Origin of the sequence: Thermomonospora sp. CIF 1 (genome assembly GCF_001896795.1) — a bacterium.
Lineage (GTDB): Bacteria > Actinomycetota > Actinomycetes > Streptosporangiales > Streptosporangiaceae > Thermomonospora > Thermomonospora curvata.
The window spans coordinates 422,424-435,959 of the sequence record NZ_MOYN02000021.1 but is presented as its reverse complement, the minus strand read 5'-3'; the positions used below and the strand labels follow the sequence as shown (position 1 = coordinate 435,959).

General features: G+C 71.0%; 15 protein-coding genes. 8 read left to right on the top strand and 7 right to left on the bottom strand.

Going from position 1 to position 13,536, the window contains the following annotated elements:
- Positions 1 to 25 precede the first annotated feature (25 nt).
- Positions 26 to 784: an adenosylcobinamide-GDP ribazoletransferase gene (locus BUE48_RS15270; protein WP_286990227.1), complete on the bottom strand. Its 759-nt coding sequence runs from the start codon at positions 782 to 784 to the stop codon at positions 26 to 28.
- The gene (locus BUE48_RS15265) at positions 781 to 1,737 is read right to left on the bottom strand and encodes a bifunctional adenosylcobinamide kinase/adenosylcobinamide-phosphate guanylyltransferase (RefSeq protein WP_012853415.1); all 957 of its coding nucleotides are present in this window, start codon (positions 1,735 to 1,737) and stop codon (positions 781 to 783) included. The genes BUE48_RS15270 and BUE48_RS15265 overlap by 4 nt, the downstream gene beginning before the upstream one ends.
- Positions 1,738 to 1,868: 131 nt before the next feature.
- On the opposite strand from BUE48_RS15265, the gene BUE48_RS15260 reads away from it, so the two are divergent.
- Positions 1,869 to 2,057: a hypothetical protein gene (locus BUE48_RS15260; RefSeq protein WP_342610134.1), complete on the top strand. Its 189-nt coding sequence runs from the start codon at positions 1,869 to 1,871 to the stop codon at positions 2,055 to 2,057.
- Positions 2,058 to 2,083: 26 nt separating this feature from the next.
- On the opposite strand, the gene BUE48_RS15255 is transcribed toward BUE48_RS15260, so the two are convergent.
- Positions 2,084 to 3,085: an aldo/keto reductase family protein gene (locus BUE48_RS15255; RefSeq protein ID WP_286990225.1), complete on the bottom strand. Its 1,002-nt coding sequence runs from the start codon at positions 3,083 to 3,085 to the stop codon at positions 2,084 to 2,086.
- Between the two features lie 37 nt (positions 3,086 to 3,122).
- Entirely contained in the window at positions 3,123 to 3,719 is a 597-nt protein-coding gene (locus tag BUE48_RS15250; protein WP_012853412.1) for a DUF3043 domain-containing protein, read from the bottom strand.
- A 174-nt stretch (positions 3,720 to 3,893) separates the two neighbouring features.
- Between BUE48_RS15250 and BUE48_RS15245 the strand changes: the two genes are divergently transcribed.
- Together BUE48_RS15245 and pspAA are read left to right on the top strand one after the other, a co-directional pair.
- A complete protein-coding gene (locus tag BUE48_RS15245; protein WP_083789871.1) occupies positions 3,894 to 4,721 on the top strand; it encodes a PspA/IM30 family protein in 828 nt (275 codons plus the stop codon).
- Entirely contained in the window at positions 4,718 to 4,996 is a 279-nt protein-coding gene (gene pspAA, locus BUE48_RS15240; protein WP_041439818.1) for a PspA-associated protein PspAA, read from the top strand. The genes BUE48_RS15245 and pspAA overlap by 4 nt, the downstream gene beginning before the upstream one ends.
- A gap of 121 nt (positions 4,997 to 5,117) precedes the next feature.
- Here pspAA and nadA read toward each other — a convergent pair whose 3' ends face one another.
- Complete coding sequence (nadA, locus tag BUE48_RS15235; protein ID WP_012853409.1) at positions 5,118 to 6,284, bottom strand: quinolinate synthase NadA; 1,167 nt, start codon at positions 6,282 to 6,284, stop codon at positions 5,118 to 5,120.
- A 277-nt stretch (positions 6,285 to 6,561) separates the two neighbouring features.
- Here nadA and BUE48_RS15230 point away from each other — a divergent pair, with 277 nt between their 5' ends.
- Both BUE48_RS15230 and BUE48_RS15225 read left to right on the top strand, forming a co-directional pair.
- Complete coding sequence (locus BUE48_RS15230; RefSeq protein WP_012853408.1) at positions 6,562 to 6,921, top strand: HesB/IscA family protein; 360 nt, start codon at positions 6,562 to 6,564, stop codon at positions 6,919 to 6,921.
- A gap of 577 nt (positions 6,922 to 7,498) precedes the next feature.
- Positions 7,499 to 8,473, top strand: a complete 975-nt coding sequence (locus BUE48_RS15225) for a carbohydrate kinase family protein (RefSeq protein WP_012853407.1) — start codon at positions 7,499 to 7,501, stop codon at positions 8,471 to 8,473.
- 54 nt (positions 8,474 to 8,527) lie between these two features.
- On the opposite strand, the gene BUE48_RS15220 is transcribed toward BUE48_RS15225, so the two are convergent.
- Both BUE48_RS15220 and BUE48_RS15215 read right to left on the bottom strand, forming a co-directional pair.
- Positions 8,528 to 8,746 carry a sulfurtransferase TusA family protein gene (locus BUE48_RS15220; RefSeq protein ID WP_041441963.1) on the bottom strand — a complete coding sequence of 73 codons (219 nt, stop codon included), beginning with the start codon at positions 8,744 to 8,746 and terminating at the stop codon, positions 8,528 to 8,530.
- Positions 8,747 to 9,178: 432 nt separating this feature from the next.
- The gene (locus tag BUE48_RS15215) at positions 9,179 to 10,375 is read right to left on the bottom strand and encodes a cysteine desulfurase family protein (protein WP_012853405.1); all 1,197 of its coding nucleotides are present in this window, start codon (positions 10,373 to 10,375) and stop codon (positions 9,179 to 9,181) included.
- A 167-nt stretch (positions 10,376 to 10,542) separates the two neighbouring features.
- Here BUE48_RS15215 and ctaC point away from each other — a divergent pair, with 167 nt between their 5' ends.
- Genes ctaC through BUE48_RS15200 form a run of 3 tightly spaced genes read left to right on the top strand, consistent with a single transcriptional unit; the run spans position 10,543 to position 13,457 of the window.
- Positions 10,543 to 11,361 carry an aa3-type cytochrome oxidase subunit II gene (gene ctaC, locus BUE48_RS15210; RefSeq protein ID WP_286990219.1) on the top strand — a complete coding sequence of 273 codons (819 nt, stop codon included), beginning with the start codon at positions 10,543 to 10,545 and terminating at the stop codon, positions 11,359 to 11,361.
- A complete protein-coding gene (ctaD, locus tag BUE48_RS15205; RefSeq protein WP_012853403.1) occupies positions 11,358 to 13,043 on the top strand; it encodes an aa3-type cytochrome oxidase subunit I in 1,686 nt (561 codons plus the stop codon). The genes ctaC and ctaD overlap by 4 nt, the downstream gene beginning before the upstream one ends.
- A 3-nt stretch (positions 13,044 to 13,046) precedes the next feature.
- Complete coding sequence (locus BUE48_RS15200; RefSeq protein ID WP_012853402.1) at positions 13,047 to 13,457, top strand: cytochrome c oxidase subunit 4; 411 nt, start codon at positions 13,047 to 13,049, stop codon at positions 13,455 to 13,457.
- Positions 13,458 to 13,536 lie beyond the last annotated feature (79 nt).

Sequence of the window (13,536 nt, the reverse complement as noted above, 5' to 3'; positions counted from 1 at the left end):
GTGCGCGTCTGCGCCCGCAGGGCGCTCAGCGCACGGCGATGAAGGCGACCAGCGCGGCGGTCTCGGCGATCTCCACCAGGGCGCCCAGGACGTCCCCGGTCACCCCGTGCAGGCGGCGCAGCACGCGCCGGAGCGTCACCAGCCCGGCGGCCAGCCCGGCGGCGACGGCGCCGGCGCCGTGCAGGGCGCCCTCCAGACCGCCGGCCGCCGCCCCGGCCGCGGCCGCCGCGGCCGCCGCGGCGACGGTGACGGCGACGGCGGCGGCCGTGGGGACCGTGCCCGCGACGAGCGCGCCGAGACCGCCGGGCCGGGCGCCGGGCACCCCGGCCCGGCAGGCCCACGGCAGGGTGAGCCGCCCGGCCACCGCCGCGGTCACCGCCGCCAGGGCCGCATCGGGCGCCGTGGCCAGCGCGGTGACCTGGATCAGCAGCGTCAGCAGCACCGCGACGACCCCGAACGGGCCGATGTCGGACCGCTTCATGATCTCCAGCGCCTCGGCGGCGGGCCGGGCGCTGCCCAGCCCGTCGGCCAGGTCGGCCAGGCCGTCCAGGTGCAGGGCGCGGGTCACGGCCGCCGTGGCGGCCACCGCCAGCGCCGCGGCCGGCAGGCGGGGGACGCCCAGCGGCCCGGCCGCCAGCAGCACCGCCGCGGCGGCGCCGCCGGTGATCAGCCCGGTGGCCGGGGCGAGCAGCATCGCCGCCCGGGCCGAGGCGCGGTCGATGCGCACCGTCCCGGCCGGGACGACGGTGAGCAGCGTCACCGCCAGCCGCAGACCGGCGATCACCGAAGCTCCAGGACGCGCCCGGCGACGACCAGCACCGCCTCCTCCGACTCGGCCGCAAGGCGCTGGTTGAGCCGGCCGAGCCGGTCGCCGAACGCCCGCCCGGCCGCGGTCAGCGGGACCGGCGCCAGGCCGACCTCGTCGCTCACCGCGACGACGCGGGCCCGCGTGGCCCGCCACGCCGCCACCAGCTCCTCCAGGCGCGGCTCCAGGCGGGAGGGGTCGTCCCAGGCGCCGGTCTCGTCCATCACCGCGGCCAGCCAGCTGCCGATGCCGTCCACCAGGACCGCGCCCGTGGCGGACCTCAGGACGCCCGCGAGATCGGTCGTCTCCACGGTGCGCCACCAGTGCGGGCGGCGTCGCCGGTGCGCCTCGATCCGCGCGGCCCACTCGGCGTCGCCGCCGGCGGGGGCGGCGGTCGCCACGTACGTCACCTGAGGGCAGGCCGCCAGCCGCAGCTCGGCCTCGGCGGACTTGCCCGACCGCACGCCGCCCAGCACCAGGGTGCGGTGGGGGCCCTCGGGCGGATGCGTCCACCACGGCAGGCGGCGCCGCAGCTCGCCGGGGGAGGGCAGGCGGTGGTCGTTGTGGACGGCCAGCACCCGGGTGCCGGGGGCGACCGCGCCCAGGTGCCGCAGCAGCCCCAGATGCTCCGGGTGGCCCGCCAGATCGAGCAGCACGGCGTCGTAGACCGCCCCCGCCGCGGGCCGCGGGCGCTCCCCGGGGCCGCCGGCGACCAGCAGCCGGCCGCCGCCCGGCGAGCGCGCCTCGTACCCGCCGGGCAGCGGCGTGCGCTCCAGGTGCTCCAGCGGCACCCCGTCCACCAGCGCCCGCGTCGGCTCGAACGCCACCCCGGCCCGGCGCAGCCCGCTGCAGGAGGCGCAGCGGCAGTCCGGCTCGGGCCAGCCGCGCGGCCCGGCGGTGCCGATCAGCTCGATGCGGGGAGAGGCTGCCATGTCGCGGCGCACCGGAAACCTTTCATCTGGGACCGGGGCATCTGGGACCGGGCCGGGCATCGGCGGGCGGCAACGGCTAGTCTCGCCTTCCGACAAGGGAGGTCGAGCTTTTCATGCCGTGGAGCTGGCGTTTGCAAGGGGGCGACGGGGAGATCGTGACCGTGCCCGGCGTGCCCGAAGAGACGTTCGCCACCCAGGCGGACGCGGAGTCGTGGCTGGGACTGCACTGGCGCGAGCTGCGGGACGCCGGGGTCGAGCAGGTGGTCCTGCTGGAAGACGGCGCCGTCGTCTACCCGATGAGCCTGCTCGACCCCGAGTGAGCTCCGCCGTCCCGCAGCCGTGACGGCTAAGGACGCCGGGGAGGGCTGACGGTCTTGGCCGGGTCGCGGACGATCACCGGGCCCAGCACCTCGTCGATGCGCTTGAGGACGTCGGCCTCCAGCTTCACCCCGGCGGCCTTGACGTTGTCGCGGACCTGCTCGGGACGGGTGGCCCCGATGATGGCCGCCGACACGTTCGGGTTCTGCAGCACCCAGGCGATCGCCAGCTGCGCCATCGTCAGGCCCAGCTCCTGGGCGATCGGCCGCAGGTTCTGCACCCGGGTGAGGATCTCATCGGTCAGCAGGCCCTTGATGAAGTTCGCCCCGCCGGCCTGGTCGGTGGCGCGCGAACCGGCCGGCGGGGGCTGACCCGGCAGGTACTTGCCGGTCAGCACGCCCTGGGCGAGCGGGGACCAGACGATCTGCCCGATGCCCTCCCGCTCGCACAGCGGCACGACCTCTTCTTCGATGACCCGCCACAGCATCGAGTACTGCGGCTGGTTGGAGACGATGCGGTCCAGGCCCATCTCGTCGGCGATCTTCAGGGCGCGCTCGATCTCCTCGGCCCGCCACTCCGAGACGCCCACGTACAGCACCTTGCCCTGGCGCACCAGGTCGTCGAAGGCCCGCAGGGTCTCCTCCAGCGGGGTCTCATAGTCGAACCGGTGCGCCTGGTACAGGTCGATGTAGTCGGTCTGCAGCCGGCGCAGCGAACCTTCGACCGACTCCATGATGTGCTTGCGCGACAGCCCGCGGTCGTTCTTGCCGGGGCCGGTGGGCCAGTAGACCTTGGTGAAGATCTCCAGGCCCTCGCGCCGCTGCCCCTTCAGCGCCCGGCCCAGCACCTCCTCGGCCCGGGTGCCGGCGTAGACGTCGGCGGTGTCGAACGTGGTGATCCCCTCGTCGAGGGCCGCGTGCACGCACGCCACCGCGGCGTCCTCTTCGATCTGGGACCCGTGGGTCAGCCAGTTGCCGTAGGCGATCTCGCTGATGACCAGACCGCTGCGGCCAAGGTGTCGGAACTCCATGATCCCGACCCTAGCGGGCCGCGCCGCGCGGCGAGCTTCAGCGCCGGTCGCGGGCCTCCACCCGCTCGCCGATCTTCACCTGAGGCTCCGGTATCCGCAGCCGGCGGATCTGCATGGCGCGCACGGCCGCATACAGGCCCACGCCCTTGCGGTCTTCGTCGGGGAAGCGCTCGGCGGTCAGCTTCTTGACCCGCATGCTGATCACCAGGCCCTCGATCAGCACCGCGGCCAGCAGCAGCGGCGGGGCGAACAGCATCAGCAGCGCGGTGATGGGCGAGCGGATGAAGCTCAGCAGCACGATGACCAGCATCGCGTACATCAGGTAGGAGCCGATGGTGCGCCGGCCGTCGACGTAGTCGCGGGCGAACCGGCGGACCGGGCCCTTGTCCCGCTTGAGCAGGTAGCGTTCGTCGCCGCGCCGCATTCCCTCGCGTACCAGCGCGCGCTGCTTGGCCTGCCGTTCGCGGAGCCGCCGGTAGGCCTCCTTGCGGTCGCGCGGGGCGGTGATGTACTGCCGCCGCCGCTTTTCGGCCTCGCGGCGCTTGGGCGTGGGACGACCCTTGCCTCCCGGCTTGGCCACGGGGGGAGGGGGTGCTTCGGAGGTGGCCTGGCTACGACGTCGGAACACGGCCATCAGGGTACCCTCCGCGTCCGCTTGGGCCGTCCGTGGAACCCGGGGGCGGGTGGGTACGTCCTACCAGGACCAGGGGACGGCAACACCATGGAGCCGCCAGACGTTAACGCGTAGGGTGATATCAGCCCCAGCAGTGGTCATTGCAGTACATCACGAAGGGACCGGCGCCGCGCGATGAGCGTGATGAAGCGAATGTCGATGATCTTCAAGTCCAAGGCGAACAAGGCGCTGGACCGTCTGGAGGATCCTCGTGAGACCTTGGACTACTCCTACCAGCGCCAGCTGGAGATGCTGCAGAAGGTGCGCCGCGGGGTGGCCGACGTGGCGACCGCCCGCAAGCGCCTGGAGCTGCAGATCCAGCAGCTGGAGCAGCAGCACACCAAGCTGACCGAGCAGAGCCGCAAGGCGCTGCAGGTCGGCCGCGAGGACCTGGCCCGCGAGGCGCTGCAGCGGCGCGCCGGCCTGGACGGCCAGCTCAACGAGCTGCGCATGCAGCACCAGAACCTGCAGAGCGAGGAGGAGAAGCTGACGCTGGCCTCCCAGCGGCTGCAGGCCAAGGTGGACGCCTTCCGCACCCGCAAGGAGACCATCAAGGCCACCTACACCGCGGCCGAGGCGCAGACCAGGATCAACGAGGCGTTCGCCGGGATCTCCGAGGAGATGGGCGATGTCGGCCTGGCCATCCAGCGGGCCGAGGAGAAGGCCGAGACCATGAAGGCCCGCGCCGGCGCCATCGACGAGCTGCTGGCCTCCGGCGCGCTGGACGACTTCAGCGGTTCCCGGGACGACATCCAGGCCGAGCTGGACCGCATGGGCGCCACCGCCGGCGTGGAGCTGGAGCTGGAGCGGATGAAGGCCGAGCTCGGCCAGGCGCCGGCCCCTAAGCAGCTGGACGCCGGCACCCCGCAGCAGGCCCCCCAGCAGGCTCCCCACCAGCAGGCCGCCCCGCAGCAGCCGCCGGCCCAGGGGCCCTGGCCGCAGCAGCCGGGGGGTGCCCAGTGATCGTCCGCATCATGGGCGAGGGGCAGCTGGAGGTGGCCCCGGGCGATCTGGCCGCGCTCAACGAGCTCGACGAGCGGGTCGAGGCCGCCATCGAGGCGGGGGACGAGGAGGCGTTCCGGACCGCGCTGCACGAGCTGCTGGAGAGCGTGCGCAGCGTCGGCACGCCGCTGCCGGCCGACAGCCTGGAGCCCTCTGAGCTGATCCTGCCGCCGGCCGACTCCCAGATGGAGGAGGTCCGCAAGATGCTGGGGGACGCCGGGCTCATCCCCGGCTGAGGCCGCCCGCCTGCGGCTTTTTACGGCCGGGGAACGCGCCCGCCGGGCGGAAGGCCCGCCCGTCTTCGGGCGCGTCCCTCGTGCCCGCCGCGTGCGGTGCCCGCCCGCGGCCGGCGGTGCGTCAGGGCAGGGCCAGCATCTGGTCCAGCGCCGCCTTGGCGTAGTGGGCGGTCTCCTCGTCCACCTGGATCCGGTTGACCACCTCGCCCTTGGCGAGCGACTCCAGCGCCCACACCAGGTGCGGCAGGTCGATCCGGTTCATCGTGGAGCAAAAGCACACGGTCCGGTCCAGGAACATCACGTTCTTGTCCGGGTGCATGTTCGCCAGGCGCCGCACCAGGTTCAGCTCGGTGCCGACCGCCCACGAGGAGCCGGCCGGCGCCGCGGCCAGGGTCTTGATGATGTACTCGGTGGAGCCGACGTAGTCGGCCTCCACCACCACCTCGTGCCGGCACTCGGGGTGCACCAGGATGTTGACGTCCGGGACGCGGGAGCGGATCTCATCCACCGAGGCCTTGGTGAAGCGGGCGTGCACCGAGCAGTGCCCGCGCCACAGCAGCATCCGGGCGTCGCGGAACTGCCGGGGCGTCAGGCCGCCCTCCGGCCGGTGCGGGTCGTAGACCACGCAGTCGTCCAGCGAAAAGCCCATCTCCAACACCGCGGTGTTGCGTCCCAGGTGCTGGTCGGGCAGGAACAGCACCTTCGAGCCCTTGGAGTAGGCCCACTCCAGGGCTCTGCGCGCGTTGGAGGAGGTGCACACCACGCCGCCGTGCCGCCCCACGAACGCCTTGATGTCGGCCGAGGAGTTCATGTAGGTGACGGGGACCACATCGTCGGCGATCCCCACCTCCTCCAGGACCTCCCAGCACTCTTCGACCTGGTCGAAGGTGGCCATGTCGGCCATCGAGCAGCCGGCCGCCATGTCCGGCAGCACCACCTGCTGGTGGTCGGCGGTGAGGATGTCGGCGGACTCGGCCATGAAGTGCACGCCGCAGAAGACGATGTAGGGCGCCTGGGGACGGGCCGCCGCGTCGCGGGCCAGCTTGAAGGAGTCGCCGGTCACGTCCGCGAACTGGATGACCTCATCGCGCTGGTAGTGGTGGCCGAGCACGAAGACCTGATCGCCGAGCGCGGCCTTGGCCGCCCTGGCACGTTCCACCAGCGCGGGGTCGGAGGCCGGGGGCAGCGCCCCCGGGCACGAGACGCCGCGCTCGCTGGCCGGGTCGGACTCGGTGCCCAGCAGCAGCAGCGGAAGGCTCCGGGTACCGAGCTCGGGGGTGGTGGTCACGGGATCCTCCTCTGCGACGGAGACTTATCGTCGCTCTGACACTAATGGTCGCATATCCCGAAATCCGGTGAACCCCCGGGGTCCCCGGCCGGGGTGAGGCGGAGGTCACCGCCCCGCCCGGGTCCGCCCCGCGGGTAGACGGAATGCCCGCGGCGCGGGGTACGTTGGTGTGCTGAGGAGGCGCGGCGACGTCTTGGGGGCGTCCGCGGCCCCAGCCATCATCGATCGAACGCGACGGTCGCCGGACGGCCGACGAGCTAGACCGGGAGCTGAACACATGACGGTAGAGAGCACCGAGACCACCGAGCAGGTCAGCGGCGTCATCCTCACCGATGCCGCCGCCGCCAAGGCCAAGGACCTGCTGGAGCAGGAGGGCCGTGACGACCTGGCGCTGCGCGTGGCCGTGCAGCCCGGCGGCTGCTCCGGGCTGATCTACCAGCTCTACTTCGACGAGCGGGAGATGGACGGCGACCTGGTGCAGGACTTCAACGGCCTGCAGGTGCGGGTGGACCGCACCAGCGCGCCCTACCTGGCCGGCGCCACCATCGACTTCGTCGACACCATCGAAAAGCAGGGCTTCACCATCGACAACCCCAACGCCACGGGCACCTGCGCCTGCGGCGACTCCTTCAACTGACCCTTACTCGGCGCGCCGTCTCCGCTGAACCTTTTTCAACACGCCGTTTCCACAGGCCGGGACGGGAGCCTCACAGCCAGGGACGATGCCGTGACCTGCGACGTCACGGCTCAGACACCCTCGGGGCTCCCGTCTCCGGCGCCCGAGATCATGTGTTGAAAAGGTTCGCTCAACCTGTTTCGACGCACGGCCCACGGAGCCGGGGCCGGAAGCCCCGATGGTGCCTGCTGCGACGACGTTCCAGGTCACAGCGTCGTCCCTGACCGCGACGTCACCGCCTCGACCTGCGCGGACGGCGTGCTGAAAAGGGTTCGCCGAGCCTCGGCCAAGGCGCCGGCGTCCACGGCGTGCGGCCCGGGTGCCACAGGCGCCCGGGCCGCGTCGCTGCCGCCCTGCACGAGCCCGTCCACGAGGTGACGCGCCGCTTTCTTTCGCCGGAACCGAAGCCGCGATCCCCGCATTCGGGGAGACTTGACGGGCGTTAGCCTTTGGTGGCCCGAAGGCGCCTCCCGTGAAGGCTTTGCGGGACTGAAACAGCCGGAAAAGAACCGGACGACACCGACGAGGAGAGCGACGCGTGCGCATCGCCGTGACCGGATCCATCGCCAACGACTATCTGATGAGCTTCCCCGGCAAGTTCACCGACCAGCTCATCCCCGACCAGCTGCACCGTGTGTCGCTGTCGTTCCTGGTGGACGAGCTGGAGATCCGCCGGGGCGGCATCGCCGCCAACATCTGCTTCGGGATGGGCTCGCTGGGCCTGCGGCCGATCCTGGTCGGCGCCGTGGGCAACGACTTCGCCGACTACCGCTCCTGGCTGGAGCGGCACGGGGTGGACACCGAGTCGGTGCACGTCTCCGAGCTGCGGCACACCGCCCGCTTCCTGTGCACCACCGACGTCGATCACAACCAGATCGCCTCTTTTTACGCCGGGGCCATGAGCGAGGCGCGCGACATCGAGCTGGGGCCGGTCGCCGACCGGGTCGGCGGCCTGGACCTGGTGGTGATCAGCCCCAACGACCCGGAGGCGATGATCCGGCACACCGAGGAGTGCCGCGAGCGCGGCTTCCCCTTCGCCGCCGACGTCTCCCAGCAGCTGGCCCGCATGGAGGGCGAGCAGATCCGCACGCTGATCGAAGGCGCCCGTTACCTGTTCACCAACGAGTACGAAAAGGCGCTGGTGGAGCAGAAGACCGGGTGGGGGGACACGGAGATCCTCGACCGCGTGGAGATCCGGGTGACCACGCTCGGCCCCAAGGGCGTGGTGATCACCCGTAAGGGCCAGCCGGAGATCCACGTGCCCGCCGCCCCCGTGCGCAAGGCGGTCGAGCCCACCGGCGTCGGCGACGCCTTCCGCGCCGGCTTCCTGTCGGCCACCGCCTGGGGGCTGTCCCTGGAACGCGCCGCCCAGGTCGGCAACCTCGTGGCCGTCCACGCCCTGGAAAGCCCCGGCCCCCAGGAGTACCGCCTGGAGCGGGAGGAGTTCCTGTCCCGCTTCACCGACGCCTACGGCCAGAGCGCGGCCGACGAGATCGCCTCGCACCTGCCCTGAGAACGGGCGGGCGCGCCGTTGCGGGCGGCCGTGGCCGAAAGGCCCGGCCGCCTGCTAATAGCAGCGGCGAATGTGGAAGGCCCAGCCCTGGGCAAGGGGCTCTTCGCGGATGAACTCCTGAGACTTCATCCGGCACCAGGCCGGCACGTCGGTGCGGGCGGCCACATCGTCGGCCAGCACCGCCACCACCTGCCCGATGGGGACCTCACGGATCCGCTCGGCCAGCCAGATGATCGGGATGGGGCATTTGCGGCCGAGCGCGTCGATCACCAGCGCCGGCGGGGGAGCCGCGGGCGCGGCGGGCTCGGCCGGGGCGGGAGCCTGCTGCTCGGGGGCGGACCGCGCCCGCCGGCGACCGGCCGCTCTGGCTGATCCGCGGGTGCCGCGGCCTCGGAACATCATCGACCTCCTCCCCACGGCCGAAGCCCGGGGATTTCAGGCCCTCGCGGGCCGGACCTTCCTGTTTCACAGGCCGCGGCGGCCCCTGGGACGAACCCGGCTTGCCGGGGCCTTACACGACCTCTACAGGCTTCACATCCCGCCGGCCCGGCGGTAGACTCAGCGGCTCTTTCCTCTTTGCCATTGAGCGGGCTCAATATATCAGACCGATACCACAGCGCGTGGCCCCGCACTGCACTGCCCCAGTGCCCGAAAGCGCCCATGGACGGCCACGCCACCTGCCTTTTCCCGCCGCTTCGGCGCCGCTCATCCGGTGACCATGCCGGCATCGCGGCGCAGCCGGCTCACCACGTCCGCAAGCACCGTCAAGAACCGGTCGACATCGGGGGATTTCGTGCCACGAGGCAGCGATACCCGCACATTGCCATGGGTAATCACTCCCATGGCCTCCAGCACATGGCTGGGACGCAGGGTGTCGGCCGTGCAGGAGCTGCCGGAGGAGACCGCGAACCCGAACCGGTCGAGCTCGGTCAGCAGCGCCTCTCCCTCCACATACAGGCAGGAGAAGGTGACGATGTGCGGCAGCCGCCGCACCGGGTCGCCGACCACCTCCACATCCGGCACCAGGCGGGGCACCTGCTCGCGGATCCGGTCCACCAGCGCCGACAGGCGGGGGCCTTCGTCGGCCATCTCCGCCCGGAACGCCTCCAGCGCCGCGGCGGCCGCCACCGCCGCGGGCACGTTCTCAAAGCCCGGCACGTGCCGCCGCTCGCGCTCATCGGCCGGCAGCGGCGAACGCCACCGGGTGTTCTTGCGGATCACCAGCAGCCCCACCCCGGCGGGCCCGCCCCACTTGTGGGCGCTGGCGGCCAGCAGCGACCAGCCCTCCGGCAGGTCCGTCCGCCCCACCGACTGGGCGGCGTCGGTGAACAGCGGCACCCGCACCGCCCGGCAGGCCTGCGCCACCTCCTGCACCGGCTGCAGCGTGCCCACCTCGTGGTTGGCGGTCTGCAGGCAGGCCAGCGCGGTGTCCGGGCGCAGCGCGGCGGCGAACGCCTCCGGGTCGACCCGGCCGTGCCGGTCCACGCCCACCCGGGTGACCTCGCCGCCCTCCCGCTCGTGCAGCTCGGCGGCGTGCAGCACGCTGGAGTGCTCCACCGCCCCGACCACCAGGTGACGTCCCACCCGGCGCCGGGCGCGCAGCGCGCCCAGCACCGCCAGGTGCACCGCCTGGGTGCCGGAAGAGGTGAAGAAGACCTCATCGGGCAGCACGCCCAGCACCGCGGCCACGCGGGCGCGCGCCCGCTCCAGCAGCAGCCGGGCGTTGCGCGCCGCCCCGTACAGGCGGGCGGGATCGGCCCAGCCCGCCTCCAGCGCCTCCAGCAGCGCCCGGCGCGCCGCCGGGTGCAGCGGCTCGCCGGAGGCCGCATCGAGGTAGCCGGCGGGCGCGCCCGCCGGCCCCGCCGCGGCGGTGGCGTCGTCGAAGCTGAGCGGCCCGTTCATCGCATGCCGCCGGGTCGGCCGGATACAGATGACACGACCTCGACATTAACAACTCGGCACCCGATCAGGGGGGTGGCGACCCTCCGCGCTAATGTGTCCTGCACACGTGTGAACTACCGATCTGAGTGCCCGGTTGCACCGGGCTTCATCTGTGGGGAAGGCATTCCGTGAGTCCGACCCGCTCAAGGGAGCGGCGTACGCCGGTGCGCGCCCGCCGCGCATTGACCAGTGCCGGCGCGCTGGCCCTGCTGGCGATGACCGCCACCGCGTGCAGTGGCGAGGCGGCCCGCCTTGGCATGCCCGAGCCGATCAGTGACCAGGCCGAGCGCATCCTGCAGCTATGGCAGGGGTCCTGGATCGCCGCGTTCGCGGTCGGTGGCGTCGTCTGGGGTCTGATCCTCTGGGCGGTGCTGTTCCACCGCAAGCGCTCCGACGATCTGCCGCCGCAGGTGCGTTACAACCTGCCCATCGAGATGCTCTACACGGCGGTGCCGTTCGTGATCATCGCGGTGCTGTTCTACTTCACCGCGCGTGATCAGAGCTACATCGAGAAGACGAGCGACGACAACGTCGCCGCCGTGATCGATGTGTACGGCTTCCAGTGGAGCTGGCAGTTCGACTACAAGGAGAGCCTGGCCAAGGACGCCCCGACGGTGGCGTCCGTGGTCGGCGTCCCGGTGGATCCCAACGCCGCCAGCAAGCCGCAGGTGATGATCCCCGCCGGGCAGAAGGTGCGCTTCCGGCTGCACTCCAACGACGTCATCCACTCGTTCTGGGTGCCCGCGCTGCTGTACAAGAAGGACATGATCCCGGGCTACGTCAACGAGTTCGAGATCACGGCCAAGAAGACGGGCCTGTACGAGGGCCGCTGCGCCGAACTGTGCGGCGTGGACCACAGCCGGATGCTGTTCCAGCTGAAGGTGGTCACGCCGGAGGAGTACCAGAAGTTCATCGCTGAGTCCAAGGCGGCCGGAGGAACCCAGTGACCACGCTCAGCCATGCTCCGAGCGCACCGCCGCTCGCTGCGCCGCGGACGAGCAAGGGGCGCCTGCTGGCGTCCTGGCTGTCCAGCACCGACCACAAGGTGATCGGTTACCTGTACCTGATCACCTCGTTCATCATGTTCCTCATCGGCGGCGTGATGGCCATCGTCATGCGTGCCGAGCTGTATGAGCCCGGCATGCAGCTGGTGAGCAACGAGCAGTTCAACCAGCTGTTCACCATGCATGGCACGGTCATGCTGCTGATGTTCGCCACGCCGCTGTTCGCCGGCTTCGCCAACGCGATCATGCCGCTGCAGATCGGCGCGCCGGACGTGGCGTTCCCGCGGATGAACATGCTGGCCTACTGGCTGTTCCTGTTCGGCAGCCTGATCGCGCTGTCGGGCTTTTTGACCCCCGGCGGCGCGGCCAGCTTCGGGTGGTTCGCCTACGCCCCGCTGTCGGACGCGGTCCGCACCCCCGGCGTCGGCGGCGACCTGTGGGTGCTGGGCCTGGCCATGAGCGGTCTGGGCACCATCCTGGGCGCGGTCAACTTCATCACCACCATCCTGTGCATGCGCGCCCCGGGCATGACGATGTTCCGGATGCCGATCTTCACCTGGAACGTCCTGCTCACCTCGATCCTGGTGCTGCTGGCCTTCCCGCCGCTGGCCGCGGCGCTGCTGGGGCTGGCCGCCGACCGGCTGTACGGGGCGCACGTGTTCGACTCCTCGCACGGCGGGGCGATCCTGTACCAGCACCTGTTCTGGTTCTTCGGCCACCCGGAGGTCTACATCATCGCGCTGCCGTTCTTCGGCATCGTGACCGAGATCCTGCCGGTGTTCAGCCGTAAGCCGATCTTCGGCTACATCGGCCTGGTGGGCGCCACCATCGCCATCGCGGGCCTGTCGGTCACCGTGTGGGCGCACCACATGTACGTGACCGGCCAGGTGCTGCTGCCGTTCTTCTCCTTCATGACGTTCCTCATCGCGGTGCCCACCGGGGTGAAGTTCTTCAACTGGATCGGCACCATGTGGCGCGGCCGGCTGACCTTCGAGACGCCGATGCTGTGGTCGCTGGGCTTCCTGGTGACCTTCCTGTTCGGCGGGCTGACCGGTGTCATCCTGGCCTCCCCGCCGATGGACTTCCACCTGTCGGACTCCTACTTCGTGGTGGGCCACTTCCACTACGTGGTGTTCGGCACCGTGGTGTTCGCGATGTTCGCCGGGTTCTACTTCTGGTGGCCGAAGTTCACCGGCAAGATGCTCAACGAGAAGCTCGGCAAGCTGCAGTTCTGGATGCTGTTCATCGGCTTCCACGGCACCTTCCTCGTGCAGCACTGGCTGGGTGCGGCGGGCATGCCGCGCCGTTACCCCGACTACGCCGAGGAGTTCACCGCCCTGAACCAGGTGTCGACGATCTTCTCGATCCTGCTGTCGCTGTCGCTGCTGCCGTTCTTCTACAACATCTACATCACCGCCAAGAAGGGCAAGAAGGTCGAGGTGGACGACCCCTGGGGGTACGGAGGCTCGCTGGAGTGGGCGACCTCCTGCCCGCCGCCGCGGCACAACTTCACCTCGATCCCGCAGATTCGCTCCGAGCGCCCCGCCTTCGACCTGCACTACCCGTACGCGGATGCCAAGGGCGAGCTGGCGGAGGCCGGGGCCGGCACCGGATCGGAGAAGTGACCGATGCGCGTTCAGGCATTCATGTTCTACGGGTGCGCGATCTTCTTCCTGATCACTGACATCGTCTACTGGCTGTGGTCCAAGGAGTGGACGGGCACCACCGCGCTGGCCCTGTCGGTCGGCCTGGCCGGGCTGATCGGGTTCTACATCCACTTCACGATCCGGCGCCTGGAGAAGGCCAACAACGGCCCGCTGTATGAGGACGACCCCGACGGGGAGATCGTCCAGGCGGCCGGCGAGGTGGGCTTCTTCAGCCCGCACAGCTGGTGGCCGCTGTTCGTGGCGGCCTCGGCGGCCTGCATCACCCTCGGCCTGGTCTTCGGCTGGTGGCTGGTGGTCTTCGGGATCGCCGCCACGCTGCTGAGCTGCATCGGCCTCGTCTTCGAGTACTACCGGGGTCACTTCCAGCACTGATCAGGCAAAAGGTCTGCTAAGGGGGCCGGTGTCCGCTTATCAGCGGAGACCGGCCCCCTTCATAATTGACCCGTCCAGA